The organism is Pedobacter alpinus, from assembly GCF_042684645.1.
In the GTDB taxonomy this organism is placed as follows: Bacteria; Bacteroidota; Bacteroidia; order Sphingobacteriales; family Sphingobacteriaceae; genus Pseudopedobacter; species Pseudopedobacter alpinus.
This window is the reverse complement of the sequence record NZ_JBHULV010000004.1, coordinates 1-26,932: the sequence shown is the minus strand read 5'-3', so window position 1 is coordinate 26,932 and position 26,932 is coordinate 1. Positions and strand designations below refer to the sequence as shown.

Annotated in this window: 19 protein-coding genes; 12 read left to right on the top strand and 7 right to left on the bottom strand. The window is 32.1% G+C overall.

All coding sequences use genetic code 11. From position 1 onward, the window contains the following. Positions 1 to 550 precede the first annotated feature (550 nt). Genes ACFSSE_RS00835 through ACFSSE_RS00825 form a run of 3 tightly spaced genes read left to right on the top strand, consistent with a single transcriptional unit; the run spans position 551 to position 2,460 of the window. Complete coding sequence (locus ACFSSE_RS00835; protein WP_379100650.1) at positions 551 to 1,666, top strand: ImmA/IrrE family metallo-endopeptidase; 1,116 nt, start codon at positions 551 to 553, stop codon at positions 1,664 to 1,666. Next, a complete protein-coding gene (locus ACFSSE_RS00830; RefSeq protein ID WP_379048129.1) occupies positions 1,650 to 2,225 on the top strand; it encodes a DUF4411 family protein in 576 nt (191 codons plus the stop codon). The genes ACFSSE_RS00835 and ACFSSE_RS00830 overlap by 17 nt, the downstream gene beginning before the upstream one ends. Then, positions 2,200 to 2,460, top strand: coding sequence for a DUF6364 family protein (locus ACFSSE_RS00825; protein WP_379048132.1), 261 nt, complete (start codon positions 2,200 to 2,202; stop codon positions 2,458 to 2,460). The genes ACFSSE_RS00830 and ACFSSE_RS00825 overlap by 26 nt, the downstream gene beginning before the upstream one ends. Positions 2,461 to 2,474: 14 nt before the next feature. Here the strand turns inward: ACFSSE_RS00825 and ACFSSE_RS00820 are convergent, their stop codons facing one another. The 3 genes from ACFSSE_RS00820 to ACFSSE_RS00810 form a co-directional block, all read right to left on the bottom strand. Beyond that, positions 2,475 to 3,107 carry a thiamine phosphate synthase gene (locus ACFSSE_RS00820; RefSeq protein ID WP_379048135.1) on the bottom strand — a complete coding sequence of 211 codons (633 nt, stop codon included), beginning with the start codon at positions 3,105 to 3,107 and terminating at the stop codon, positions 2,475 to 2,477. Between the two features lie 432 nt (positions 3,108 to 3,539). Next, the gene (gene pafA, locus ACFSSE_RS00815; RefSeq protein ID WP_379048141.1) at positions 3,540 to 5,207 is read right to left on the bottom strand and encodes an alkaline phosphatase PafA; all 1,668 of its coding nucleotides are present in this window, start codon (positions 5,205 to 5,207) and stop codon (positions 3,540 to 3,542) included. Positions 5,208 to 5,379: 172 nt separating this feature from the next. After that, complete coding sequence (locus ACFSSE_RS00810; protein WP_379048144.1) at positions 5,380 to 7,728, bottom strand: S9 family peptidase; 2,349 nt, start codon at positions 7,726 to 7,728, stop codon at positions 5,380 to 5,382. Positions 7,729 to 8,041: 313 nt separating this feature from the next. On the opposite strand from ACFSSE_RS00810, the gene ACFSSE_RS00805 reads away from it, so the two are divergent. The 4 genes from ACFSSE_RS00805 to ACFSSE_RS00790 all read left to right on the top strand — a co-directional run bounded on the left by ACFSSE_RS00805 (position 8,042) and on the right by ACFSSE_RS00790 (position 13,978). After that, entirely contained in the window at positions 8,042 to 8,503 is a 462-nt protein-coding gene (locus ACFSSE_RS00805) for a DUF1801 domain-containing protein (RefSeq protein ID WP_379048147.1), read from the top strand. Positions 8,504 to 8,639: 136 nt separating this feature from the next. Further along, on the top strand, positions 8,640 to 8,924 hold the full coding sequence (locus tag ACFSSE_RS00800; protein ID WP_379048149.1) for an ATP-dependent Clp protease adaptor ClpS: 285 nt from the start codon (positions 8,640 to 8,642) through the stop codon (positions 8,922 to 8,924). A 124-nt stretch (positions 8,925 to 9,048) separates the two neighbouring features. Further along, the gene (locus ACFSSE_RS00795; RefSeq protein WP_379048152.1) at positions 9,049 to 11,532 is read left to right on the top strand and encodes a TonB-dependent receptor domain-containing protein; all 2,484 of its coding nucleotides are present in this window, start codon (positions 9,049 to 9,051) and stop codon (positions 11,530 to 11,532) included. 52 nt (positions 11,533 to 11,584) lie between these two features. Then, a complete protein-coding gene (locus tag ACFSSE_RS00790; RefSeq protein WP_379048155.1) occupies positions 11,585 to 13,978 on the top strand; it encodes an outer membrane beta-barrel protein in 2,394 nt (797 codons plus the stop codon). A gap of 4 nt (positions 13,979 to 13,982) precedes the next feature. Here ACFSSE_RS00790 and ACFSSE_RS00785 read toward each other — a convergent pair whose 3' ends face one another. Together ACFSSE_RS00785 and bshA are read right to left on the bottom strand one after the other, a co-directional pair. Beyond that, positions 13,983 to 14,903 (bottom strand): PorP/SprF family type IX secretion system membrane protein, encoded by a 921-nt coding sequence (locus ACFSSE_RS00785; protein WP_379048158.1) that lies wholly within the window; start codon positions 14,901 to 14,903, stop codon positions 13,983 to 13,985. 210 nt (positions 14,904 to 15,113) lie between these two features. Then, on the bottom strand, positions 15,114 to 16,262 hold the full coding sequence (gene bshA, locus ACFSSE_RS00780) for an N-acetyl-alpha-D-glucosaminyl L-malate synthase BshA (protein WP_379048161.1): 1,149 nt from the start codon (positions 16,260 to 16,262) through the stop codon (positions 15,114 to 15,116). Between the two features lie 303 nt (positions 16,263 to 16,565). Here bshA and ACFSSE_RS00775 point away from each other — a divergent pair, with 303 nt between their 5' ends. Further along, entirely contained in the window at positions 16,566 to 17,888 is a 1,323-nt protein-coding gene (locus ACFSSE_RS00775) for a DEAD/DEAH box helicase (RefSeq protein ID WP_379048164.1), read from the top strand. 259 nt (positions 17,889 to 18,147) lie between these two features. Here ACFSSE_RS00775 and ACFSSE_RS00770 read toward each other — a convergent pair whose 3' ends face one another. Beyond that, positions 18,148 to 18,513 (bottom strand): Hpt domain-containing protein, encoded by a 366-nt coding sequence (locus ACFSSE_RS00770; RefSeq protein ID WP_379048167.1) that lies wholly within the window; start codon positions 18,511 to 18,513, stop codon positions 18,148 to 18,150. A 400-nt stretch (positions 18,514 to 18,913) separates the two neighbouring features. Between ACFSSE_RS00770 and ACFSSE_RS00765 the strand changes: the two genes are divergently transcribed. The 3 genes from ACFSSE_RS00765 (at position 18,914) to ACFSSE_RS00755 (ending at position 23,591) form a co-directional block, all read left to right on the top strand. Next, on the top strand, positions 18,914 to 19,957 hold the full coding sequence (locus ACFSSE_RS00765) for a sensor histidine kinase (protein WP_379100648.1): 1,044 nt from the start codon (positions 18,914 to 18,916) through the stop codon (positions 19,955 to 19,957). Further along, positions 19,950 to 20,669, top strand: coding sequence for a LytR/AlgR family response regulator transcription factor (locus tag ACFSSE_RS00760; protein WP_379048173.1), 720 nt, complete (start codon positions 19,950 to 19,952; stop codon positions 20,667 to 20,669). Before ACFSSE_RS00765 ends, ACFSSE_RS00760 begins: the two co-directional genes overlap by 8 nt. 204 nt (positions 20,670 to 20,873) lie before the next feature. Further along, positions 20,874 to 23,591: an outer membrane beta-barrel protein gene (locus tag ACFSSE_RS00755; protein WP_379048176.1), complete on the top strand. Its 2,718-nt coding sequence runs from the start codon at positions 20,874 to 20,876 to the stop codon at positions 23,589 to 23,591. 91 nt (positions 23,592 to 23,682) lie between these two features. Here the strand turns inward: ACFSSE_RS00755 and ACFSSE_RS00750 are convergent, their stop codons facing one another. After that, entirely contained in the window at positions 23,683 to 25,038 is a 1,356-nt protein-coding gene (locus ACFSSE_RS00750) for a M20/M25/M40 family metallo-hydrolase (RefSeq protein ID WP_379048179.1), read from the bottom strand. A 189-nt stretch (positions 25,039 to 25,227) separates the two neighbouring features. Here ACFSSE_RS00750 and hisS point away from each other — a divergent pair, with 189 nt between their 5' ends. Continuing rightward, positions 25,228 to 26,604: a histidine--tRNA ligase gene (hisS, locus tag ACFSSE_RS00745; protein ID WP_379048182.1), complete on the top strand. Its 1,377-nt coding sequence runs from the start codon at positions 25,228 to 25,230 to the stop codon at positions 26,602 to 26,604. Positions 26,605 to 26,932: the final 328 nt, after the last annotated feature.

Here is a 26,932-nt window from a genome sequence, read left to right as displayed (position 1 = left end):
AACTAAAAGACTTAAGGCAGGATGGGATAACGACTATCTAATAAAAATCTTTAATCAAATTTAAATACGTTGACCCTGGGAGGCTATAGGAGAAAGACTTAAATCTAAAAATAGTCTTTTAATTATCTTTACAAAAGGTGAGGAAATAGATGCAAGAACTCGCTACAGACAAGCTCGATCAGAGAGAATTTTTAAAACTTTCTTTTTAGATAAAACAAACCTATCTCTCGAAGAAAAGGAATTTGTTAAAGAGAAAATATTTATTGGATTCAACACCTCGATGTTTAAAGGATTAATTAAGCAAATTGATGAGGGAAATTAAATAGGCTAAGAATACTTTTAAAAGTATTAGAATCTTTTTTAAATATAAAAGATTTTTTTAACACACTAGTTTCTTTAGTATTGAAGATCATCGTTTATATTTTCTAAACCCAATAGATAACTCATAGCCAACCAAAATTTTAACTAACTTTACCAACAAATTAATAAAGAATTCTTGAAGGTTGAGCAAAACATGGATAGGTTAAAGTACTTGCTGACATTACTCAAAATGTCGGTTGAAGAACTATTGCCTTTAATTAGTGTTGGTTTAGCTAAGCCTATTACAAAAGAACAGATTCTAAGTCCTAACATTGAACTTGGCTATCTTAAAAGAATTGACAAGGTTTTTAATAAAGGTATTCATTACTATCTAGATCCAAAATCTCCAGATATTTTAAAAGATGCGAGCATATTTTTTAGAAAAACAAAATTTGACGTTGATTTAAGTTTAGGTGCAAGAAAAATTGTTAATCACTTCGAAGAATTTAAAATTTCTTTATCTGCAATTGCAGAACTTTCTGATATAAAATTTGAAAGAGTTTTACCTGTTTTTACTGTTAATACCGACCCTAAAGTAGTAGCAAAAGAAGTTAGAGGACTAATTAATCCGGAGTTCAAAACTAAAGACAAAGATTTTTTAACTGAAATAATTAAAAAGCTTGCAGAAAAAAACATTCTAGTTTTTGAATTTGTAGAAACTTGGAATAAAAAAGAAAAAGCAAATATTGATGGTTTTTTTCTTAAACCAAATGTAATTGTACTCAAACGTCATCAAATATCCTTCAAAAGAGAAATATTTACCTTAGCGCATGAGTTGGGTCACTATCTTTTGAACGAAGAAGAAATAGACCAAATAGACTATCAAGATTTTTTCAATCAAAAATTATCAAGGATTGAAAGTTGGTGTAATGATTTTGCCTTTTATTTTTTAAGTGGCGAATTTGAGAAAAGTATTGAGGCTATTGATAACTCAACTCCTCAGAATGATTATAATATTGACTTGATTCAATCAATATCTGAACAAACTCACCTAAGTAGAATTGCAATTTTCACAAAATTACTTTTGTTAAAAAAAATTAGTCCAGCAAATTACAATAAGGTTAAAGCAGGTTTCGAAGAAGATTTTAGAATTAAAACTGAAGAACTAAAGAATAAAAGAGAACTAGATAAACAAAATGGGATTAACCTTGGTGGTTCTACACCAATTCCTATAAAATCTCCATTACTGGTTTCAACAATACAAACAGCATTTTACGAAGGCATAATTAACGAATATGAATTTTGCAAAAAGCTAAACATAAAACCAGAAAAATTAGATAGTTATTTGTATGAAAGTAGTAATTGACACCAGTTCATTATTGTCGCTGGTTCGCTATTACTTACCATTTGACAGCAAGAAAATCTTATTTGAAGCGCTAAAATTAAAGATTGCTAACGGAGAAATTATAGTTATTGACAAAATAATTGATGAATGCGAGTTCACTTCAAAGGGAGTAGTGTTAACAACCCTATCATTTTTGAAAGACAAATCATTTAATAAAACTCATAAGCTACCATTAAATACCGAATTCGTTTTGCCCCCGGCACTAACCAAGTTTTATAGAATGGTGGACAATAATTTTGTGGTAAACAGTCAGAAAGCAAGATTAACAGATACTCAATATGATTCGTTAAAAAACGATTTTATGAATTCGGCGGATATGAAACTGATTTTAACCAGTTTAAATCTTAAAAAAGACTTTCCAGCAGAAGAGGTATTTCTTGTTACAGAAGAAACAGAAGTAAGTAACGACAACAAACTTTTCAAAAAGATTCCTGCTATTTGTTTACAGTTAGAAATACAGACAATTAATATTCAACAACTAATTAACGAATTAGATGGAATTAAAATCGAAATCAAATAAACTCACATTAAAACTTAGCCGAGAAGTAGTGGAGAAAGCAAAACAATATGCCTCGGAAAAGAACATAAGTGTGTCTAGTTTAATAGAAAACTACCTCAAATCTTTAACATCAGATAAATCAAGAGAATTACAAATTTCTCCTTTTGTAAAAAGACTTTCTACGGGAATTAAAATCTCTGCTGATTACGACTATAAAAAAGATTACGTCAGTTATTTAACACAAAAACATAGCTAATCCTACTCCACTAATCAATAAACCAAATGATGTATCATTCTATAAGCATCAGCAGGTTCTTCAGATTTATTAATTGCTGCTGATACAGCTATCCCATGAATACCTGTTTCTAGTAAAGCAGAAACATCTGTAATATCAACCCCACCTGCTGCAATTAAAGGAATGGCTAAATTTGCTTCTTGTAAAGCTAAAACAGCATCCTGATATCCTTTTACTCCCCAATGTGTACAGTTATTGGGTTTGGTATCTGTATGTGCAAATGGGCCGCAGCCAATGTAATCTACTCCGTTAGCAATATGCTTTTTAATTTGGTCAATATTTGTTGCAGATGCACCAATGGTTTTATTTTCGCCAAGTTCATTTCTAACTAAAGAAATATCTGCATCCATATCTTCTATATGCACTCCTTGTATATCGGCTTGGTTTACCAAGTAAACATGATTGGTAATAATTAAAGTTGCGCCCCAATCATCGCAAATACTGGCAATGGGATGTAATTCGGCCAACATTTCTTCATCGGTTTTAGATAGGCAACGGTACTGAATCCAATTTGCGCCAGCTTCGCAAGCAATTTGAACTTGTTCTGTATGGCTGCTGTTGGGTAAATCTTGTGTGAGGTAATGTATTTTTGAGATGTACTTTTTCATTTAATATTTTTTATGTTTAGGTAGGTTTCTATTGCGTTAACGATTGAAACGAAATCCTTTTTTGGCTTTCCTTAGACTCCGCTACCATTGACGTTTTTTATAATCAACTATTAATTAGGTTGCTAAAGCAGAGCCGTTTTGTCCTGCTGAGCGGAGTCGAAGCATAAGTCCCTTCGCTACCCTTCGCCTCCGCTCGGGGTGACTCCCCCCTTGTGTTGTTGCCAAATCATGAGTTTTATCGTCATTCTATATTGATTTAAATGAAATATATTAGGCCTCAGTATGACTGCCAAAAAGATACCTTGCCTACCAGTAGGCAGGTATTGTAATACGCCAGATGGTGGAAAAAACGCCCAAATTATCCAATCAAATTTTACTCTTAAAACAACAAAAGAGGCAGTTAAAACCACCTCTTTTGTTCCACATGAAACATTATTTCTTTAAAACCTCTTCTATTGGGAAGCCAATGTTTCCGTTTGGTTCTTGTATATGTAATAAAGCTGCTAAAGTTGAGGCAATATCTGCCATGGTAGTTTTACGGTTTAAAGAGCCATGCTTAATCCCCCAACCCATAAACACTAACGGAATGTGTGTGTCATAAGGATTCCAAGAACCATGTGTAGTGCCCGTTGTACCATAACCAGAAAAAAGACCGGGTTTTAATAAAATTTGTATTGCTCCACTACGCTCGCGGTTGTAACCGTTAATAATAAGTGTTTTAATAGATTCTGGGATAGATGCAATAGATACTTTTTCCATATCAATTGCATTTGCAACACCTTCTTGTTTGTTTAAAAATTTGATGCTAAATTCTTTTATTTTATCAGCATCTAGCTTATTACTTTCTATGAGTTTGTTATTAAAACTTACTTGGTAATTGCTAAAACTTAAAGCAATTTTTGGTTGTTTAAATTCTTTTTCTAATTCTACGTTTAAAGACTTTAGAATGGTAGAGCTAGGCCACAAACCAGCTGGTATTTTATTGTCAGTTAAAAATAAAGGGTTGTGGGCTGCTCCATGGTCTGCAGATAAGAAAACAGTGTATTCGCCTTTTCCAACGGTAGCATCAAGGGTGTTCAAAAAGTCTTCTATTTCTTTATCTAAACGTAAATAGGTATCTTCAATTTCTATTGCATTTAAACCGTATTGATGCCCAATATAATCTGTTGATGATAGACTTAAGGCTAAAAAATCTGTATAATCTCCTTTACCCATTTGCTCGTTTTTTAAGGTTTCTTTAGCAAAATCGAATGTTAAAGTATTGCCATAAGGCGTGTTACGTACTGCGCTGTAACTTCCGTTTAACATTTTAGAAGTTGCGTGAGGAAAAATAGGTTTTTCTTCCCCTTTTAGTTTTCCTTCATAAAGATTGTTATCTGCCGAACTTTGTGTGTAAGTTTCTATTGGGTATAAAGTGTTCCAATCTTGTTTAATATATTTTTCTGCTAATTTTTGATTGTTAAAAACATCTACCCAAGCTGGTAAATTATTCATGTAATAGGTACTGGTAATCCAATTTCCGGTTAAATCATCGTACCAATAAGCCGCATTAGCAGTGTGGCCGGCAGGTAAAATGCCACCACGGTCTTTCATGGCAATTCCAATTACTTTAGAATTAAAGTTAGTGGCTAATTTTAATTCGTCTGTGATGGTAGTAGTGAGCATATTTACTGGAGACATTTGCCCAGCTTTTGAAGTACTACCTACCGTATTTACAGTACTGTCTTCTGTGCAATACAAAGATTTTCCGGTAGCTTGAATAATGAAATCATTACCTGCAATACCATGTATAGCTGGCACAGAACCTGTATATATCCCGGTATGGCCGCAAGCTGTTACTGTTGGGACGTATGGAATTTGCGTGTTTTCGCAAGTAAAGCCTTCGGCAAGCATTCTTTTAAAACCGCCAGATCCGTACCTATCTGCGTAACGATATAAATAATCCCACCGCATTTGATCTACCACTATACCAACTACCAATTTTGGCCTAGCTACAGCGTTTGTTAGTTTATTTGTAATAACAGCCGGTTTAGGTTTTTGTGCTGTTGAAACGAGGGGCGTAAATACTGCCAAAAACAATAATGATTTTAAGATTTTCATTCTAAAATATTTGAAGGGCCAATTTAAGATTTAATTGCCTCAATTTTTAAGCAATAAAATAATATGACATAGGGTTAAAGAGAATTTAACTTTGGAGATGGTTTTGGATAAGTGAAAAAAAATTCTGTTTCAAACCCATGTTGAAACAGAATTAAATATAAATTAAATGCGCTTATTTTTTTAAATTCTCTTCAAACAGTTTATAAATTCTTGAGTATTCATCTCGCCAACTGGTTGGCTCAACAAAACCGTGGTCTTCAATAGGGTAAACTGCCAATTCCCAATTTTCTTTTTTAAGTTCTATTAACCGCTGACTTAAACGCACAATATCTTGAAAATGAACATTCAAATCTAACATTCCGTGGCACATTAATAAATGCCCTTTTAAGCCTTCTGCAAAGTTTATGGGAGAACTTCTTTGGTAAGCTAGCTCATCATTAAAAGGTTCGTTTAAAATATTAGAAGTGTAACCGTGGTTATAATGTGCCCAATCTGTAACAGAGCGTAATGCTGCGCCAGCAGCAAATACATCAGGTTCTGTAAATAGAGCCATTAAAGTTATAAAACCACCGTAAGAACCACCATAAATTCCTATGTTTTTAGGGTTTACTCCGTATTTTTCGGTTAATAATTTGGCTCCATCAGCTTGGTCTGTTAAATCTTTGCCACCCATGTGTCGGTAAATTCCAGTTCTAAAATCTCTGCCATAGCCGGCACTTCCTGTATAGTCAATATCTAAAACAGTGTAGCCATTATCAGCCAAAAAATTATGAAACATATATTCTCTAAAATAACTGCTCCACCAATAATGTGCGTTTTGTAAATAACCAGCGCCATGTACAAAAATAACGGCTGGTTTTGCAACATCTGGATTTTTAGCTTGATATAGTCTGGCGTAAACTTTAGTTCCGTGGCGGTTAACAAAGTTCACCATTTCTGGCGCTCGCCATTGGTAAGATTCAAATTCTTTACTGGTAGAGTGTGTAATCTTTTTTGAGTTTGAGCCTGCTTTGTTCGCTTGTAAATAAAGTTCCCAAGGCTTATTGCTAAAACTATATAAATTAGCTATGTGTTTTTCATCGGGCGAAAGCGAAACATCATTTGACCCTTTTAAAGTTGTAATTTTTTCTGCACTGCCACCCGTTGTAGCCACTTTATAAAAATGTTTTATGCCCGGATGTTCTGTATTTGCAGTATAATAAAAAGTCTTTTTATCTGCAGATAATTCTAAAGATTGAACTTCCCAATTGCCAGCTGTAATTTGTTTTTTTAATTTAGACGAAATGTTTAAAGTATAAAGATGGGAGTAACCTGTAGCTTCAGATTGGAAATAAATATGGTCATCATTTAACCAGCCTAAATTTCCACCAATTCCAGGTCCACCAATCCAAGCTTCATCTCTTTGGCGGTCTAACAGTTCTAAACTTCCGTTATTTGTGTTTAAAAGCATAATCCAACGGTCTTTATTGTCTTCTGCGGTTATGGATAGTACTGCTTTTGTACCCTTTGGGTTCCACGCAATATTTCCAATATTTACAGCCCTATCTTCATTCTTATTTTGCCTTTCGGCGAGCTGAATTGGATAATCTTTCACATAATCTGGTAAATCTTTAATGCCAGGTAAATCTGAAGTTTTAATGGTAAAAACAGTGTCTTTTTTTACATCGTACAAATAACTTATACTGGTAGCTTGTTTTGCACCAACTTTAGTACGAGTTGAGATATTTGTTGTAAAACCAGAATCATCTATATAATTAGGTACATCTGCAATTTTAGCTTCGGCTCTTGTTATTAAACGATAGGTAATAAAATCACCTTTAGGGCTAATTTGTAAACTACTTAAGCTGGCATCATCAATTTTAATTTCTTTAGGGCGTTTAGGCTCTCTAAACTTAGCATAATCTTTACTTACTTTTTCTTCTTCGTTTTGTTTTTTAACGATATCAAAAAGGTTTGTTTCTTCTGCCTTTAACCATTTTTCTTGTGGATTTAATTTTGCCTCGCTTTTCTTTTTAGTACGGGTAAAATTACTGAGTTGCACCAAAACGCCATTTGTTAAAGATTGCTCAAATAAATTATCTCCACGTTGGTAAATAATAGACAATTCATTATCAGAAAAATTGACATTACTTTCCCTTTCTACAGTATTTGTAAGTTGTTTTGATAAACCTGTTTTAACTTCTAACAAAAAAATATCTCCGTTTTTCTCATATAATTTTTGAGTATTTGCTTTGTTAAATGTTCCTCTAAAAGAGGGCAGGTTTAACTCGTCTGTTTTAGTTAATTTTTGAGGTTTGGTGTTGGTGGTTGTAATGAAATACCACGAACTTTTTTTCTCTGCTTCTGGGTTCCACTGAAAATAAATGGTTTTACTATCGGCACTCCATTGTATGTTACTTGGCGATGTTCCCATCCAAACGGGGTCACGCATAATTTTACCTACAGTAAGTTTACCTAATTCTTGTGCTTGAGTTATTCCAAAACCAGATAATAAAAATAATAAGAGTATGTGTTTTTTCATTTTGAAAGCTTTAAAAGACAGATCAATTGCCTAATACGCTCTCAATTTATGAAATTGAAACTAAATTTTATTTGGCGTAAGTTATTGATGATATAATTGTTACCAAAATGTTGTGTTAGAGTGAAGTTTGTATCATTAAAAGCCATAATATCTGTTTTTTGCATAAACAAACTTTTAAAAATTAAGATAACAAACAAACATTTTATTGCTAAAAATAGCTATCTAAAAAGCGCTCTATTAATATTAAATTTGGAGAGCATAATCACTCATTTTTAAAGTATTTATCCATAAATTAGATATACTAATAAAAATTATGGAAGTGAAAACCGAAACAGTTGATAGTTATCTTAATCAGCTATCAGAAGAAAGAAAGGCTCTAATACAAAAACTGAGAATTTGCATTAAAGAGAACTTGCCGGAAGGTTTTGAAGAGACAATAAGTTACGGAATGATTGGTTACGTAGTTCCGTTAAGTGTTTATAAAGACGGATACCATTGCAAAAAAAATGAACCCTTACCTTTTATAAGTTTAGCATCTCAAAAGAATTTTATTGCACTTTATCACATGGGCATATATGCTAATCCGGCTTTATTAGGATGGTTTACAATAAATTATCCAAAACACAGTAAAACAAAATTAGATATGGGTAAAAGCTGTATGCGTTTTAAAAAACCAGAAGATATTCCTTATGCTTTAATTGCCGAATTGGTGGCTAAAATAACTGTGCAAGAGTGGATAGCAACTTATGAAACTGCTTTTAAGCCCAAAAATTAGTTGAAACACTAAATATAAACGCTTTAAGTATTTGTTCTATTAATTACTAATCATCAGTTTTTCTCTTTCAATTTATTTAAACGCTCAAATTATACTCAAAAATCATTAATTTTAGGGCTTTAAACATGCTAATTTAATGGCCGATACCCAAACTAAAGAAGAAACCTTCACCTTAGACGAAATTTTAAGTTCATTAAAGGTAATGCATCGTTTAATTTTATGGAACGATGAAGTAAATACTTTTGAACATGTAATTTATTGTTTAATGAAATATTTAGACTATTCAGAAAACCAGTCTGAAAAAATTGCATGGAGAGTTCACAACGAAGGTAAATGCGAAGTTTTAGAAGGTTCCTTTACAGAAATGGAAGTTTACCGCAAAATTTTGCAGCAAGAAGGTTTAACCGTAACAGTAGATTAATTTTAAAGTCATTTAACGCTATTTCTCTTTAATTTACTGTAAAAAAGAGGTTACTATTGCTGAATTTTAATTTAACGGAGGCATTTTTGTTAAAATTCAGAAATACCAATCCTATAAAATATTCATGAAATTTTCCGCATCATTTGCATTACTATTTATAATTACGTTTTTTAGTTTCGCTCAAACAAACATCACACAAAATTTAACTACCATAACAGGCACAGCAACAGAAGATAAATCTGGTGCTATTTTAGAATTTGCAACAGTTAGCTTGGTAAACCCTATAGATGGTAAAATTTTAAAAGGCGGGCAAACAGACTTAAACGGAAAATTCACTTTCCAAAATATTGAAACAGGTACTTATAACATTAATGTGAGTTTTGTTGGTTATAGCAATTTTAGTCAAAGCGTTATAGTTAATGGGAATAGTAAAGTTGTAGATTTAGGGAAATTAAAAATTAAAAAAAGCAGTACCTCTCTTTTAAATGAGGTGGTTGTTACCGCAAAAAAAGATGTAATAGAGCTAGGCATTGATAGAAAAATTTTTAATACAGACCAAAGCCTTGTAACACAAGGTGGCAACGCAACAGATTTATTAGCTACTGTACCATCTGTACAGGTTGATTTAGATGGTAATATAAGTTTACGTGGTACAAGTAGTGTTAGGGTTTTAATAGATGGTAAGCCATCTACATTTGGCGGAGGCAATATCACTACCATACTACAATCTTTACCGGCAAGTGCTATTGAAAGGGTAGAATTAATTACAAACCCATCTGCAAAGTATGATCCCGAAGGGCAATCAGGCATTATAAATATTGTTTTAAAGAAAAACCAAAGAATAGGGTTAAACGGAAATGTTGCAGTAACAGCAGGTAGGTTTAATAATTTTAATACCAACACTGGGCTAAATTATAGAGATGAAAAATGGAATTTATCTGGAAATTACAGTTATAGGGCTGGCGATAGACCTGGTTTTGGTAAAACAAACACTACTTTTCTTAATACTTCAACCCAATTTGCACCATTCTCTTTTTCAGATCAGGTATCAAACAGTAATGATAAAAGCCATACCCTTAAATTAGGTGTTGAACGTTACTTAAGCGAAGCTACTTCAGTTTCTTTATCGGGTAATTTATCTTTAGGAAAAGAAAATGACCGAGACGATTTAAGGCAACGTTTTTTAGATGCAAACCGAGAACTTATAGATTTTGGTGTGGGTTACGGAACACAAATTGAAGATGGTAATGGTTATGATTTAAATTTAGATTTTAGCCATAAATTTAAAAAACCTAACGAAGAACTTATTGGTAATTTTTCTTTTGGTAGAGGAGCGGAAGACCAAACAGAAGATATTGTTCAGAGTTTTTTTGACAATAATGGCAATACGTCAACCAGAAGAATAGGAAGCAGTAGGTTTAATGATGTTGCAGAAAACACGAAAACATATAACCTTCAGTTAGATTATACTTTGCCAATGTCAGAATCGGCAAAGTTTGAAATTGGTTACAGAAGTATTTTAAAACGCAATACAGAAAATCAAATTTCTGATACGTTATTAACCAATAGTACAGTTTTAGATAGAGATTTTACTCAAAGCAGTTTGTTTGAGTTGGAAGATATAGTACATGCTATCTATACAAATTATCAAAACCAGCTAACTAAAAACTTTGGAATTCAGGTTGGTTTAAGAACAGAACAAGCTTACTTAAATACTACCGTTACGGGGACAGACGCAAGCAATGCGAAATTGGTAAGTTATAATCCTTTAGATTATTTAAGAGTTTACCCTAGTGTATTTTTAACTCAAAAGTTTAAAGGCGATAACCAGTTGCAATTAAGCTATTCAAGAAGGGTAAATCGCCCAAGAGGTTATCAAACCAACCCATTTCCAGATAGATCTGATAGGTATAACATTAGGGTAGGAAACCCAAACCTAAGACCAGAAGACATACATTCTTTTGAGCTTGGTTATGCTAAAATTTTGCCATTAGTAACATTTACGTCTTCTATTTATTTTAGACAGGTAAATGATGTGGTGCAAAGTATTAGAGACAACAATCCCGATGAAATTGGTGGAACCATAGCAAGATATTTTAACCTTGCACAAAATCAATCATTTGGGTTAGAATTAATAAGTAGGGCAGATGTAACTAAAAACTTTAACCTAACAGGAAACTTAAACTTTTTCCAAAGTTATTTTTCTGGTGGTGGCAATTTAGGGATAAATGATAATTCTGGCTTTAACTGGAACGGTAATTTAACAGGTAATTTAAATATTACCAAAAGCCTATCTGCACAAACTAGCGCTTTTTATAGTGCACCACGAGTTCTTTCGCAGGGCGAAATGTTAGAGATGTTGAGTGTTGATGCTGGTTTAAAACAAGATTTTTTTACTAGAAAAGCAAGTTTATCATTCAACATTAGAGATATATTTAACACTCGCCAGTTTGGGTTAATTACTGATAACGGAATATTTATACAAGATTGGAGCAGACGAAGAGCCGGAAGAGTTTACAGTTTTACTTTAAGTTATAGATTTGGAAGCCAACCCCAGGTTAAAGGCAAAAGACCAAGTAATATGCCAGAAGAAGATATGGGCTTTTAAACCTTTTATTTAAATTTGAGTCCTTACTTGATAAAAAGATTCATTTACCATTTTGAAGCCGAAATTTTTACCAGCAGTTTTTTGTTTTTTAATATTTATTGCCGTTAAAGTTAACGCTCAATCTAATTTGGGGAGTTTAAAGGGTAAAGTTGTTGATGAACAAACAAAAGAAACCATACCGTTTATAAATATTTCACTTTATAAAGCTCTTGATAGTTTAAATAAGGTTGATTATCAATCAGATGTAAATGGTGTTTTCAATATCGCGAAATTATCGCTAGGTATTTATTCTATCAAATTTTCATTTGTTGGTTACCAAACTAAAAGTTTTAAAAATATTATACTTGATGAAGATAGGTTTACCGTTAACCTAGGAGACGTTACTTTACTTACCGACCAGCAAATGCTAAATGAAGTTGTGGTAGAGTATAAAAGACCGATAATTGAAATGATGGATGACAAAATTGTTTACAATGTTGATCAAAGCATTTTTTCTGAAGGTAGTGTTGCTACCGATATTTTAAAAAACGTTCCGCTAGTAACGGTAGATATTGATGGTAAAGCAACCATTGCCGGCAAAAGAAATACCCGCATTTTTATTGATGGTAAACCATCTGATTATAGCGCAAATAGTATTGGCGAACTATTAAGTATTTTACCATCTGATGCTTTGGAAAGTATAGAAGTTATTACAGATCCGTCTTCTAAATTTGATGGCGATGGTGATGGGATCATCAATATTGTGATGAAAAAGGGAAAAAAAGTTGGTCTTTCTGGTAATGTTTCTTCAAGTTTTGGCACATTAGGAAACTATAATACTGGAGCATTTGTTTCTAAAAAAGATAAAAAGTATTCTTTTACCGGAAACCTTGGTTATAACCACACAAACCGTTTTAATGATGGTATTTCAAACAGAAGTAATTTATTTTCAGATACCACATTTTACAATAACCAAAGCAATAAAAGCGATAGAATTGGCGATGGTTTAAGTGCAAGAATAGCAGGTAATTTAGATATTGATTCTGCACAAAGCATTAAATTTGCTGCTCGTGGAGGTTTTAATGATGGAAACACCAACTCTTTATCTGATAATTTATATTTGGATGGAGAATTGGAAGAAAGATTTTTAAGGCAACAAAACAATACCAGCGGCAATAATAGTTTTTCGTATAATTTTGATGTTGATTACTTTCTAAAACTTAAAGATAAATCTTCTTACAATTTAGGAGTGGTTTTTTCAAAAGATAATGCCAATAGTAATAGAGATTACTCGAGGTTTTTATTTAATCCGGATGGTTCAGTAAGAGGCAATCCATCTTTACAGCTTAACGATAACCAAGAGGTTGGAAATAATATAGACATTAACTTTGATTATGATAAAGGATTTAATTTTTTAAATTCTAGAATTGAAGCGGGTATAAAAACAGCTTTTAACAGCTCAGACGAAAGTCAGGCGGTGCAAAATTTCAATTATACAACTGGTCAATATGAGTTTAATCCAAACTTAACAAACGAATTTAATTTTAGTCAAAACATATATTCTGGCTATTTATCTTTAAGATTTAAATTAAAAGATTGGAGTTTTAGAGCCGGTAACCGGACAGAAATAACAGCTGTAAATTTTAAACAAATAAATGCTGCAGACATTGATATTAAACCTTACACTAATTTTTTTCCGAATGTTGCTGTTAACAAAAGTTTTAATAATAAGTACAGAATTGGTTTAAGCTTTAACAAAAGAATTGCAAGGCCAAGACAAAACGCACTAAATCCAATCATAGACGACTCTGACCCACAGAATTTAAGATTTGGAAACCCAGCTTTAATTCCTTCTATAACCAATCAATACGAATTAAATTTTAGTGTATTTGATAAAACCTGGTCTATCTCTCCACGTTTAGGTTACTCAGAATCTAACAAAATTATTGAGCGTATAAAAACTGTTGATGTTGAAGGTAATACGATAACCACTTATCAAAATTTAGCAAACAGTTCTGCACTTAGTTTAAATATTTTCGGCAATTATCAGGCTTCTAAGCAGCAAAATTTTAATGCTGGTTTTTCTTTAAGTAATATTAGGTATAACTCAACTTCTAACGCTTCTTTTAACAGAAACGGCATTAACATTAAAACTAACATTGGCGGAAATTATGCATTTGGCAAAAAAACTTTTGTAGAGTTAAATGTGGTTTATTTTAGAAATACCGCTGCACAAGGTGTTTCTGCTGGTACTATTCAAACACAGTTTGGTGCAAAAAGAAACATCATGAAAAACAAAATTGGTTTAAGAATTACCGCAATTGATCCTTTTAGCCAAAATAATACAACCAGTGTAACAGAAGGACCTAATTTTTATCAAGAAAGTTTTATTGTACGCAGAACGCGTAATTTTTTGTTGGCCTTAAGTTATAGGTTTACAAAAATAGAAGGCAAGGCTAAAAAATAGCTTTTTAAAAATAGCATGCGGTATGGTCTCTCCCTTTAACTGGTAACCTAAACTGAATAGATATTTCGTGAGATCCTTTTTGAGTTTTAGCTAATTGTGTGTTTGTGAAATCGTAAGAATATCCTATCTGCAAATCTTTGGTAACGTAAAAAGATGCCAAAGCATCAAAAGAATCTAAAGAGCGGTAAGAAGCGCCAAGCCAAACTGTTTCGCTAATTAAAAAGCTTGCATTAATATCAAACTGTATAGGAGAACCATTTACATATTTAACCAAAAAGTTTGGTTTCATTTTTAAATCTTGATTAATTTGAACCAAATAACCTGCTTGTAGCATGTAATGAGGGCGATAAGTAGTGTTATTAGCAGATTTTGTAACCGTATTGGCTACATCTTTATAATAAAAATGCGGAGAAGATAAACCCACATAATATTTATCAGAAAAAAGCATTATTCCCCAACCAAAATTAACTCTCATGCTGTTTTGGTTTTCAAATACTACATCATTAATTGAATTAGGACTTAATCTATAATTTTCAGAATAATTAGCTCCATAACTACTAGCACCAGCATTAACGCCTAAAGAAAGATAAGAATTTGATCCTACTGGAACCCTTTGTGCTAAACTTAAATCACCACCTGTTTCTCTAATTACCTCTCCTATTTGGTCGTTAACTAAAATTGCCCCAATAAAAGTATTTGTTTCTCCAATTGGGCTATGTACAGATATGGTTTGGGTATTTGGGGCACCATTAAAACCAACCCACTGGTGGCGGCTTAGTGCAGTAAAAGTTAAAGATTCATCAATACTTGAATACGCTGGGTTAATTGCCAACGTATTAAACATGTATTGCGTGTACATTGCTTTTTGTTGTGCGTTTGCTAAAAACGCACAATAACAAAACAAAAATGTACAAATGAATTTCATTCAATAATTTCCTTTAAAATGTAACAGGTGTGAACTGTTTACGTTTTTACGAAAAAAAAGGAATGAAGGTTATGTTTTAATGCGTTAAAATTAGGATTAAACTACTGAAAAACAAGTAATTAAATCTTATGTTATTTAACTCAAACAGGCTATAAAAAGAGCTAAATTATTTTTTAATGAAATTTTATAAAATTTAGGTTTAAATTATGTTTAAACTGTAGAGAACTTTAATTTATTGTTTTCTATTACTTCAATATAAAAGTTTTCATACATCGGTAAAATAAGATTCAAATCAAATTCTTGAGCTCTTTTTAACGCGTTTTCTTTAAATTGATTTAATCTATTTTCATCTTCTAAAATATGGATTGCATGCTTTGCCATTCCGTCTATATCTCCAACATTATCCATAAATCCGGTAACGCCATCAACGTTAAGTTCTGGCAAACCCCCAGTATTTGAAGAAATTACAGGCACTTTACAAGCCATTGCTTCTAACGCGGCCAATCCAAAACTTTCAGCTTCTGATGGCATCATAAATAAATCAGAAACAGATAAAATTTCTTCAACGGCATCTTGCTTACCTAAAAAGCGTACATGCTCACAAACTTTTAAATCTCGGCAAAGTTGTTCGCAGTTTACACGTTCGGGCCCATCACCCACCATTAATAATTTAGCGGGTACTTTTTCCAATATTTTTTGGAAAATGTAAACTACATCTTGCGTACGTTTTACTTTTCTAAAGTTAGAAGTATGTGCTAAAATGCGTTCTCCTTGTGGTGCAATAGCTTTTTTGAAATGGTCTTTTGGCTTTAAACTAAAACGATTATGATCTATAAAATTTGGAATTACCTTAATATCTTTGGTAATTTCAAAATGTGCGTAAGTAGCTTTTTTTAAATCTTCGGATACCGCAGTTACGCCGTCTGATTGATTGATGGAAAATGTAACTACAGGTTTATAAGTTAAATCTTTACCTACTAAAGTAATATCTGTACCATGTAAAGTGGTAACCACAGGAATATGAATATTGTAGGTAGCTAAAATTTGTTTAGCCATAAACGCTGCTGATGCATGAGGAATAGCGTAATGAACATGTAAAATGTCTAAATTCTCAAACCTTACAACATCTACCATTTTGCTTGATAAAGCAAGTTCATACGGCGCATAATCAAATAAAGGGTATTGCGATACTGATACTTCGTGGTAAAAAAGATTTTCTGAAAAAAAATCTAACCTTGCCGGTTGGCTGTAAGTAATAAAATGGACTTGGTGGCCATTATCTGCAAGTGCTTTACCTAATTCGGTAGCAACAACACCACTACCACCAAAAGTTGGGTAACAAACTATCCCTATTTTCATTTATTAATTTTTTGTGTTGATTAAAAAAACCAACATGCAAATAAAAGGCTTTATGTTATTATTTGTGTTAGCATAATGTAACAAATACAAACCTTTAACAATTTAGCCAAAATGTTGTTTACTAAAAATGTTTTAAAACAACCTTTATTTGGTGTTTAAACAAATATTTGGCTATATAATACATAACAAAAAAAGTGAAAATTAACATTTTAAACTTATTCAATTATTAGCCTTACCTTTGTAAAAAATAAGGTTTGCCTTCTCAATATGTTGACATGTGCTTTTCCTTAAAAAAAATCATATATGACATTTTCAGAATTAGAATTAATAGAGCCTATACAAAAGGCTTTAAAACAAGAAGGTTACACTAAACCAACACTAATACAAGCTCAAGCAATTCCACTATTATTAGCTCAAAACGATTTATTAGGCTGTGCCCAAACAGGAACAGGTAAAACTGCTGCTTTTGCAATTCCTATATTACAATTGTTGCACCTACAAGGGCCACAACAAAAAGGTTCAAGAAGAATAAAAGCTTTAATTGTAACCCCAACAAGAGAATTGGCTATACAAATTGGCGAAAGCTTTGCCAGTTATGGCAAAAATTTACACTTAACACATACTGTTATTTTTGGCGGGGTTGGGCAAAAAGCGCAAACAGATATGCTACAAAAAGGTGTTGATATTTTAATTGCAACACCAGGCAGATTGTTAGACTTAATGAACCAACGTTTTGTTAGTTTAAGAGACGTTAACTTTTTTGTTTTAGATGAAGCCGATAGAATGTTGGACATGGGCTTTATACATGATGTAAATAAAATTATTGCTGTGCTTCCTAAAAAAAGACAGTCGTTGTTTTTTTCTGCAACCATGCCACCAGCCATTACTAAACTTGCTAATACCATTTTAGATAATCCGGTAAGGGTAGAAGTTACTCCAGTTTCATCAACTGCCGATACCATTAACCAGTTTTTATACTACGTTGATAAGGGAAATAAAAACGATTTATTACTTCATATTTTAGATGACAAAGCAATTAAAACAGCTTTAGTTTTTACGCGTACCAAACATGGTGCAGATAAAGTAGTTAAAGTTTTAGCAGCACAAGGTATTAAAGCTGCGGCAATACATGGTAATAAGTCTCAAAATGCCCGTCAAAATGCTTTAGAAAACTTTAAAAACCAAACCATAAAGGTTTTAGTTGCCACAGATATTGCTGCCCGTGGTATTGATATTGATGAATTAGCACATGTAATTAATTTCGAAATTCCGAATATTGCAGAAACTTATGTTCACCGTATTGGCCGTACAGGCCGAGCCGGAGCTAATGGTACTGCCTTATCTTTTTGTGATGCTGAGGAAAAAGAGTTTTTAAAAGATATTCATAAACTAATTAATAAAGCGATACCAGTTATTGAAGATCACCCTTTCCCGTTTAAGGGAATTATACCTCCTAAAAAAGAGAATGATAGAAGAGGACCAAAATCTTTTAAACAAGGAGGCAGCAATAAACCATCTGGAAACAGCAGTAGAAACAACTCATCTGGTAATAGAACCGAAGGTAATTCTGGAAATTCTTCTGGAAGACCAAAGAAACAATATTATAAAGAGAAAGCAAACAGATAAAAAAGAGACCGGCTCCATAAGAAGTCGGTTTTTTTATGCTTTATTTTTTCCTTTTGGCTTTTCTCTTTTAATTACGAACCTCATGTTGGAATTTACATAATTGGTAGCCGTAATTTAGATTTTAAGTTGGGCTTAAGTTATGTTAAATATAATTTTGACAAGCAATTTAACGAAATCCCAAGTAAATATTTATCTCGCTTTAAACCACCCGAAAAACAAATTTCAAATATACTATTTAGTACTGGGTTGGTATTTTAAGCTAATTAATCTTCTGTTTTAAAAGTTTAACAACTATGTTAATTTCCAGTTTCATTTTGCTAAGCAAATCATTAACTAACATCTGATTAAACTGGTTTAAATGTTCCAATTGCCTTGCCAATACGCTAAGTTTTTCTAAACCTACAGTAACAGCAGTTCCAAAAAGCTTGTGGCATGTATCTTTTATACCCTTTAAATTATTACTTAAAACATGATTTTCTATAATACTTAACGAAGAGTGTAATTCGTCTATGGTAAGATTTAAAATATAGTTAATCGTATCTTTATCAGACCCAACGTAATTTCTAATTCTTTCGAAGTTGAAATGTGTTGAGGGTTCAAATGTGTTATGAGTTACTTGTTCCATATCAGATATACTTATAACTCCTTTACGTAAAATGCAATATTAAAGTTTCAGCTATTCTAAAAAAATAGAACCACGAAAAAATGTACGAATTAAAGTTTATAGATAAAATAGAAAAAATTATTATTAATTTTATTTATAATTATAAGAACCTAATTAAATTTCTTGCGTACAAGCTAGTGTAACCTTGTGCTAAGGTTACCGAAAAGTTTGTAAATCGATAAGATAATTGGGTTACAAATCTTTCTAAGTTTTATTGTGTAAAATACCCGCCCTCAGAACGTGAGGCCGGGTATTTTTATTTAGCAATAATTCTAATAGCTGTTTTATACCTTTTGGTATATTTATAAGCTCATTTAATCCATTATAATTGTTAGCTTTTAAAAGAATTAATTTCTTTGTAATGGTTAATAAAGAAATTATGAAAGTTTTTAGTATTAAAAGATATAACCTTCCTTTGGTAGGTGTAAACATTGTGTTTTGGTTTATGTTAATTATACAACCATTTTTATTTCGATACAATGGGCCTTCAACTACTTTTTCAGACAATTTTTTCTATCGCATTTTATTCAATAACCTAGTTTTAGCGGTTATATTTTATCTTAATGCATATTGTTTTTTTCCTCTTTATTTTAAAAAAAGAAGTTGGTTAACCTATCTGCTATTTTTAGTTTTAACTTGTGTTATTGCTTATTTTTTAATGAAATATGTGAGCACAGACGTTTTTCCATCTAAACGTAAGTGGAAAAAATCTCCATTTACAGATATTTTTGCTTTCTTTTTCATTTTAGGGATAAGCTGTAGTTACAGAATAATAGTTGATTATTTTAAAACTGAGAAATACGCCAGCGAGAAGGAGACAGAAAATTTAAAAACAGAACTTAGTTTCTTACGTTCGCAGGTTAGTCCACATTTTATGTTTAATGTATTAAACAATCTGGTATCGTTAGCCCGTAAAAAAAGCGATAAAATGGAACCTGCTTTATTACAGTTGTCTTCACTTTTAAGATATATGCTTTATGAAGGCAACCAAGGTAAAATAGCATTAAATCAAGAACTAAATTATATAAAAGGTTATATAGATTTACAAAAATTAAGGTTTGGAGATGATGTGGAAATTGATTTTACTGTAAATGGTGAAGTAGATGGTTTTATGTTAGAACCAATGATTTTAATTCCGTTTGTTGAAAACGCTTTTAAACACGGTATGGGCACTTTAGAATCGCCCAAAATATTAATTTCTTTGTTGGTTGAGAACAACACATTAACTTTTGAGGTAGAAAATGAAATTGCGCCCATTGGCGAAAGTAAAGACGACAGTTCTGGTATTGGTTTAATAAATACTAAAAGACGATTAACTTTGCTGTACAAAAATTCGCATTGGTTAACCGTTAATAGCGAAAATCAAAAGTATAAAGTACAGCTAAAATTAAAAATGCATGATTAATTGTATTGTAATTGATGATGAGCATTTAGCCCGAGAGCTAATGGAAGATAATATTAAGCAAGTGTCTTTTTTAAACTTAAAAGCTTGTTGTAAAAATGCAATGCAAGCTTTAGACATTCTTAAAACCGAGCAAATAGATCTTATTTTTTTAGATATACAAATGCCAGGTTTAAGTGGTTTACAAATGCTAAAAAGTATTACCAACACACCACCAATGGTAATTTTGGTAACCGCTTATGAACAATATGCTTTAGAAGGGTTTGATTTAGATGTTTTAGATTACTTATTAAAACCTGTTTCTTTTGAACGGTTTTTAAAATCTGTAAATAAAGCTTACGATTTGTTTAACCTAAAAAATTCGCCTAGCTATAATGCACAAAATACAAAGCAAAACTACCTGTTTGTTAATGCAGATTATGCAAATATTAAAATTAGAACCGAAGATATTGAATATGTTGAAGGTTTAAAAGACTACATAAAAATATATTTAATAAACAATGATAAGCCAATTATCACCCGTTTAAGTATGCGTTATTTAGAAGAAAAGTTATCGTCTGATGATTTTTTGAGGGTCCATAAATCATACATCGTGTCTTTAAACCACATGGTTGCCTTTAAACGTAACCATGTTATCTTACCAAATAAAGAAATTTCTGTTACAGATCATTACAGAGAAGCTTTGGTAGAACATATTGCTAAAAGAAATTTATAATCAAATCTTCATAATACCCAGTTTCATCTACTAATTATCCTGTTAGGTATCATAGCTTTTATAAACTCATTTGTAGTTATTAGTTTTACATCAAATAATTTTAATAGGGTTAAAAAATATTGCACTTGTAACATTTATAAAGCCAACAAACATTTAAGTTAATATTCTTCTTCTAAAGAAGATATTTGCGACAATATAAAAATAATGAAAAAATTTATTCTACTTTCTTTACTAATTACTTCTTTATCAGCGCTTAAAGCCCAAACCAATATGCAGGTGACTGGCATAGTTAAAGACACCACAAATTTATCTGTAATTGGAGCTTCTGTACAATTGGCAACAGCAAAAGATACTATTTTAACAAGCACCAATGTAGATGGCGTTTTCTCTTTTAGTAATATTAAAGCTGCACAGTTTTCTATCACCATAAAAGGTTTGGGTTACCAAACAGTAAAAAAAACTTACACTTTTAGCCCAAACAGTACTAGTGAAGCTTTAACTCCTTTCATTTTAAAAAATGATGCTAAAATGCTTAACGAAGTTGTAGTGAACGGAACGCCAGATGTAACTGTTAAAGAAGACACTTTACAATACAGGGTTGATTCTTACCAGTTAAAAGAGAATGCTTTAGCAGAAGATTTACTTAAAAAATTACCCGGTATTGAGGTTGATAAAGACGGAAATGTTACCGCACAAGGTAAAGCAGTAACAAAAATTAGAATTAACGGAAAAGATTTTTTTGGTGGTGATGTGAAAACAGCTACTCAGCAATTGCCAGCAAGTGTTTTAAGAAATGTGCAAGTTATTGATGATTATGGCGACCAAGCAAACATTACAGGGGTTAGAGATGGTGAAGCCGATAAGATTCTAAATTTTACGATAAGGGAAGATAAAAATAAAGGTTATTTAGCCCGTGGTATTGTTGGTGGTGGTAATGAAGATCGTTACCAAGCTTCTGTTTTTTTAGCAAGTTTTAACAACACCCAACAATTGGCTTTGTTAGGAAATTTGAATAACACCAATGCAAATATTTTTAACTTAACATCTGGTTCTACAGGTGGCGGCCGAGGTAGAAGAGGCGGTAATGCTAATAGTGATGGGTTAACCAATGTAAATTCAATTGGTTTTAATTACAAGGACGAGTGGGGAAAAAAAATTACCGCTTACGGAAGTTATAGTTTTACCAACAGAGACAATGCAACAGTAAGCAGCAGCTTGCAAGAAATTTTAGCTCAGGATAATGTTTTTAGAAACAATAATATTAATAATGCAAATACTTTAAGTAACGATCATAGAATCAATTTTAACTTCGAATATAAAATTGATACTTTAAATTATTTGAAAATTACACCAAACATTAGTTTCGGAAAAAACAACAGCGATAATTTAAATATTTTTGATATAAATACACAAAGAACAAACTCTAACGGAACATCTTTAAATTTGAATGATGTTACCACCCCAAATTACGGTGGAGAAATTTTGTATAACCACCGTTTTGGTGCTAAGGCTAGAAATTTATCTTTAAATGCCGATTTTAGTTCTTCTTCAACATCTCAAAATCAAAACTATTTGTATGAATTAGATAATACACTATCAGGGCAAATTGAAAGATATCAACAACAATTGATAAACGGAGATAATAGAAATAATAATGTGGGGATAAGAGTTTCTTACCAAGAACCTATTAGCGATACCAAAAATTTAGAATTTAATTACGCTTATGGCTTTGCCAGAGCAGATAATGACAGGATAGTGAGAAACGCTGATACAGAGGGTGTTGAGCCTGTTTTAGACATTGATCAAAGTAATCAGTTTACATTTGATTTTATTACCAATAGGTTTGGAGTTAACTATCGTGTAAATGAGAAAAAATACAACTATAGTTTAGGTTTTTCTGCACAACCATCTGTTTTAAAAAGTAATACAGATGTGCCGGATAGAAACATTACCAATTTATTTCCTTCTGCAAGGTTTAGCTATAAGTTTTCTAAAACCAAAGAATTAAGTTTTAGGTATGATGGCAGGGCCAACCAGCCAACGTACACCCAGTTACAACCAATTACAGACCAATCTAATGCTCAATTTTGGGTAACAGGTAATTCTGATTTAATACCAGAATTTACAAACAGCATGAGTTTAAGGTACAATAATTATGATTTTGCTTCTGGAAATGTGCTTTTTACCAATTTATCTTTTAATACCACAAATGATAAAGTAACTACCAATACAATTAGTTTTCCTATAACCTCAGATTCTACAGTGTTGCAAGAAAATAGATTCTTGAATACAGATGGTTATTATACCGTTAACGGATTTTATGCATTCTCCAAACCGTTTCAAGAAAAGAAATATACTTTAAGATTTCGTGGTTCTGCTATTTACAATAATAACATTTCATTTATTGATAACATTAAAAACGAGGGTAGAAATTTAATTTTAAGCCAAAGATTAGGTTTTCAAGTTAACGCAGTAAGTTGGTTAGAATTTACACCAGAAGCAACTTATACGTATAACAAAAACACTAACACTAAAAATACAAGAGCAAATGCAGAGATTAATTCTTTAGGTTTTGGGTTAGACACTAAAATTTACTTCTTAAAAACATGGATTTTTGGAGGCAATTTAGAGAAGACATTCAATAGTGGTTTTAGCACTATAAATACAAATCCATTAATTATAAATAGCTATTTGGAAAAGCAGTTTTTTAAAGATAAAAGAGCATCACTTAAATTACAAGCTTTTGATATTTTAGACCAAAATACAAGCCTTGCTTTTGTTGCTACAGGTAATACATCTACCCTTTCACAAAGCAACAGATTATCTAGATATTTTATGATGAGTCTAACATTCAATATTTCAAAATTTGCAGGTAATAGCACAAATATACCAGATATGGGCGGCGAAAGAAGATATAGATAGAAGGCAATATTAAATTCGTGTCTTTATAAACACAAAATCGCTTTCAATTTAATGTTGAAAGCGATTTTTTATTGTTAGTATTTTTTCAAAATCAACGCATCGGTTTAGGAAAAACAATGCTACTCTCATGGCCATCGGCATCAACTGATTGTACTGCAAAAAAATAATTATCTTTTGAATATGGAATTGTTGCTTGCGTACCTGTAACGTAAAATTTCTTTTCCCAATAAGGAGCTGTAGTTTCTCTCATTAAAATATAATACCCAACAGGTTTGGCGCTTTTAGGCGCCTCCCATTTCAAAGTAGTTTTATTGGTAAGTTCTGCGGTTAGTATGCCCACGTTTTTAGGCTCGGCTGGTGCTTTGGCAATATTAGCTAAAACAGCCAAATTCATACGACAAACCTTTTGAATATATGTGTAATCTGCAAAATCTGGTAAATCACCATACTCTTTTCCGTTTTCTGTTCTAATGTTTTGGTGCTGGCGGTCAAAGTTCTCATTCATTTCTGTAAATCTAACTGCCGTAAAACCCTCTTGCGAGAATGCTGTATGGTCGCCACCACGTAAATAACGGTCTCTTCTGTAAATCAATTTAACTTCTAATTGCTCTACATACCTTTCTGCAACTTCTTTTACATAACGAGCAAATTCTCTTGCTGGGCTATCATTTTCGCCTCCAACAGAAATTCTTAAACTAGCTTCTTGCTTTGTTTCTGTCACTGGCACACCTTCGCTAAAAACCCTCACAGATTTATTATCTTTTAAATCTGTTTCCATGCCATAAGTATTTCCAACAATATCATTAGTAATCATAGCGGTAACTTCCCAACCTTCTGTTTTTGCCCTTTTAGCTAAATGCGCTGCTCCATATAAGCCTTGTTCCTCGCCAACTACAGCTACAAAAATAATGGTTGCGGCATACTTTTGTTTACTCATTATTCTGGCCAATTCCATAGTTACCGCAGTTCCAGAAGCATCATCAACAGCTCCGGGAGATTTAGATACTGCATCATTGGCTTCTGATGCTCTTGAATCATAATGCCCAGAAACAATAAAAACTCGGTGGTCGCTAGTGTCACTTCCTGGTAAAACAGCCAGTACATTTTTTAGGATTGCGTCTTTGGTAATTCGCCTACCATCTGCGGGTTGTGTAAAAGTGTCGAAAGAAACTTTTAAGCTATTACCATTTGTTTTGTTGTAGCTTTCAAATTCACTTTTGATCCAATTACGGGCCGCACCAATTCCTGTAATTTTACTCAAAGTATCACTTAAAGTATGTCTGGTTTCAAAGCTTACCAATTTTCTTACAATTTTTTCAATGTTAGTGGCCGAAACCTCATTAACCATCTCCTTAATATTAGGATCGGTTTTAATAATTGTTGTTTGACCGTTAACTATTTGAGCCAAACTTGTAAAAACTAAAAGTATTGCTGTTTTCATCATCATGTTTTTAAAAATACAATTTCTTGTTTTTTATTGATTTTTAAAGTAACAATTATAGGGTACTTTTTGTATTTGTGTGAATAAGTAGCGTTTTATAATAGGAGATAAACATAATTATACCCTAAACATGGATGATGATAAAACCTGAAAAAGACCTGTTTAAATTAATATTGTAATGTTTACTTTTGCGCCATGGCAAACGTGAAAGCAGCTATACCAAAAGGAACCAGAGATTTTGGTCCGGCGGTAATGATAAAGCGAAATTATATTTTTGATACAATAAAGAAAGTATTTAAAAAATACGGTTATCAAGAAATTCAAACTCCAACTATGGAGAACTTGGATACGCTTACGGGTAAATATGGCGACGAAGGCGACCAATTAATTTTCAAGATTTTAAATAGTGGAAATTATATGCTTAAGGCAGAAAGCTTAAAGCAAAATGGAGATGAATTGTCTTCAAAAAAATTATTACCGATTATTTCTGAAAAAGCTTTACGTTACGATTTAACAGTTCCATTTGCCCGTTATGTTGTCATGCATCAGCAAGAAATTACTTCTCCATTTAAACGTTTTCAAATTCAGCCGGTATGGCGAGCTGATAGGCCACAAAAAGGAAGATATAGAGAGTTTTACCAGTGCGATGCGGATGTAGTTGGTTCTGATTCTTTGTTAAACGAAGCAGAGTTTGTTTGTATCTATGATGAAGCTTTAAGCCAATTGGGACTTAAAGATTTTACGATTAAAATTAATAATAGAAAAATTCTATCAGGAATAGCAGAATTAATAGGTAAACCTTATAAAATAGTTGACCTTACGGTTGCGATTGATAAACTGGATAAAATAGGCTTAGAAGGTGTTGAAAAGGAGCTTTTAGAAAAAGGTTTTGCTACTGCTGATTTAGAAATATTAAAACCTGTAATTTTATTGGCTGGTACAAACGATGAAAAGCTAAATTCTTTAAAATCAATACTGTCAAAATCTATTATTGGCTTAGCTGGTATAGACGAAATCAATAAAGTACTTAATTATTTAAAAGGCTTTACTTTAAACAGAGCAAAAGTTGAATTGGATTTAACTTTAGCTCGCGGATTAAATTATTACACAGGGTGCATTTTTGAAGTTAAAACCAACGAAGCAACAATGGGTTCTATTGGTGGTGGTGGCCGTTATGACGATTTAACTGGAATGTTTGGAAAAGAAGGTTTAGCAGGAGTAGGAATTTCTTTTGGTGCCGATAGGATTTATGATGTTCTCGAAGAACTCAATTTGTTCCCATCAACTACAACAGAAAGCACAAAAGTTTTGATTTGTGTTTTCGGTGAAAATGAAGAATCTTTTGCTATTCCAATACTTAACAAATTAAGACAAGCAAATATAAATGCAGAGCTTTTTCCGTTTGGAGCAAAAATGAAAAAGCAAATGCAATACGCTAATGATAAAAGTATTCCTTACGTAGTAATTATTGGTGGCGATGAAATGGAAAGCGGTTTACTAAGTTTAAAAACTATGGAAAGTGGCGAGCAAGTAAAAATTGGGATAGAAGAGTTGGTTGGAAAATTGAGTTAAAAGCATCCTTTCATCATAAAAATTAGGATTAATTCACCAAACTTAGGTAATGGTGCTTATTTTAAATTAATCTTTAGTTTATTTTAGAAATGTGTTTTAAAATTATATCAATAAAGCAAAACAAGGTGTTTTAATATGGTGCTTTAAACAAAGCCTAACAAATTCGAGCAGTAGAGCTTGTTTACTTATAGATTGTAGGTTTGGTTGATATTGGTTGCAACAGAACTGTTGAAGAAAAAATAATTTAATTTATCTAATCCCGGACATATCTGTCCGAACAATTTCCGATTTCGTAAAACGGAATTATTAACTAATTGATTTACAGTTA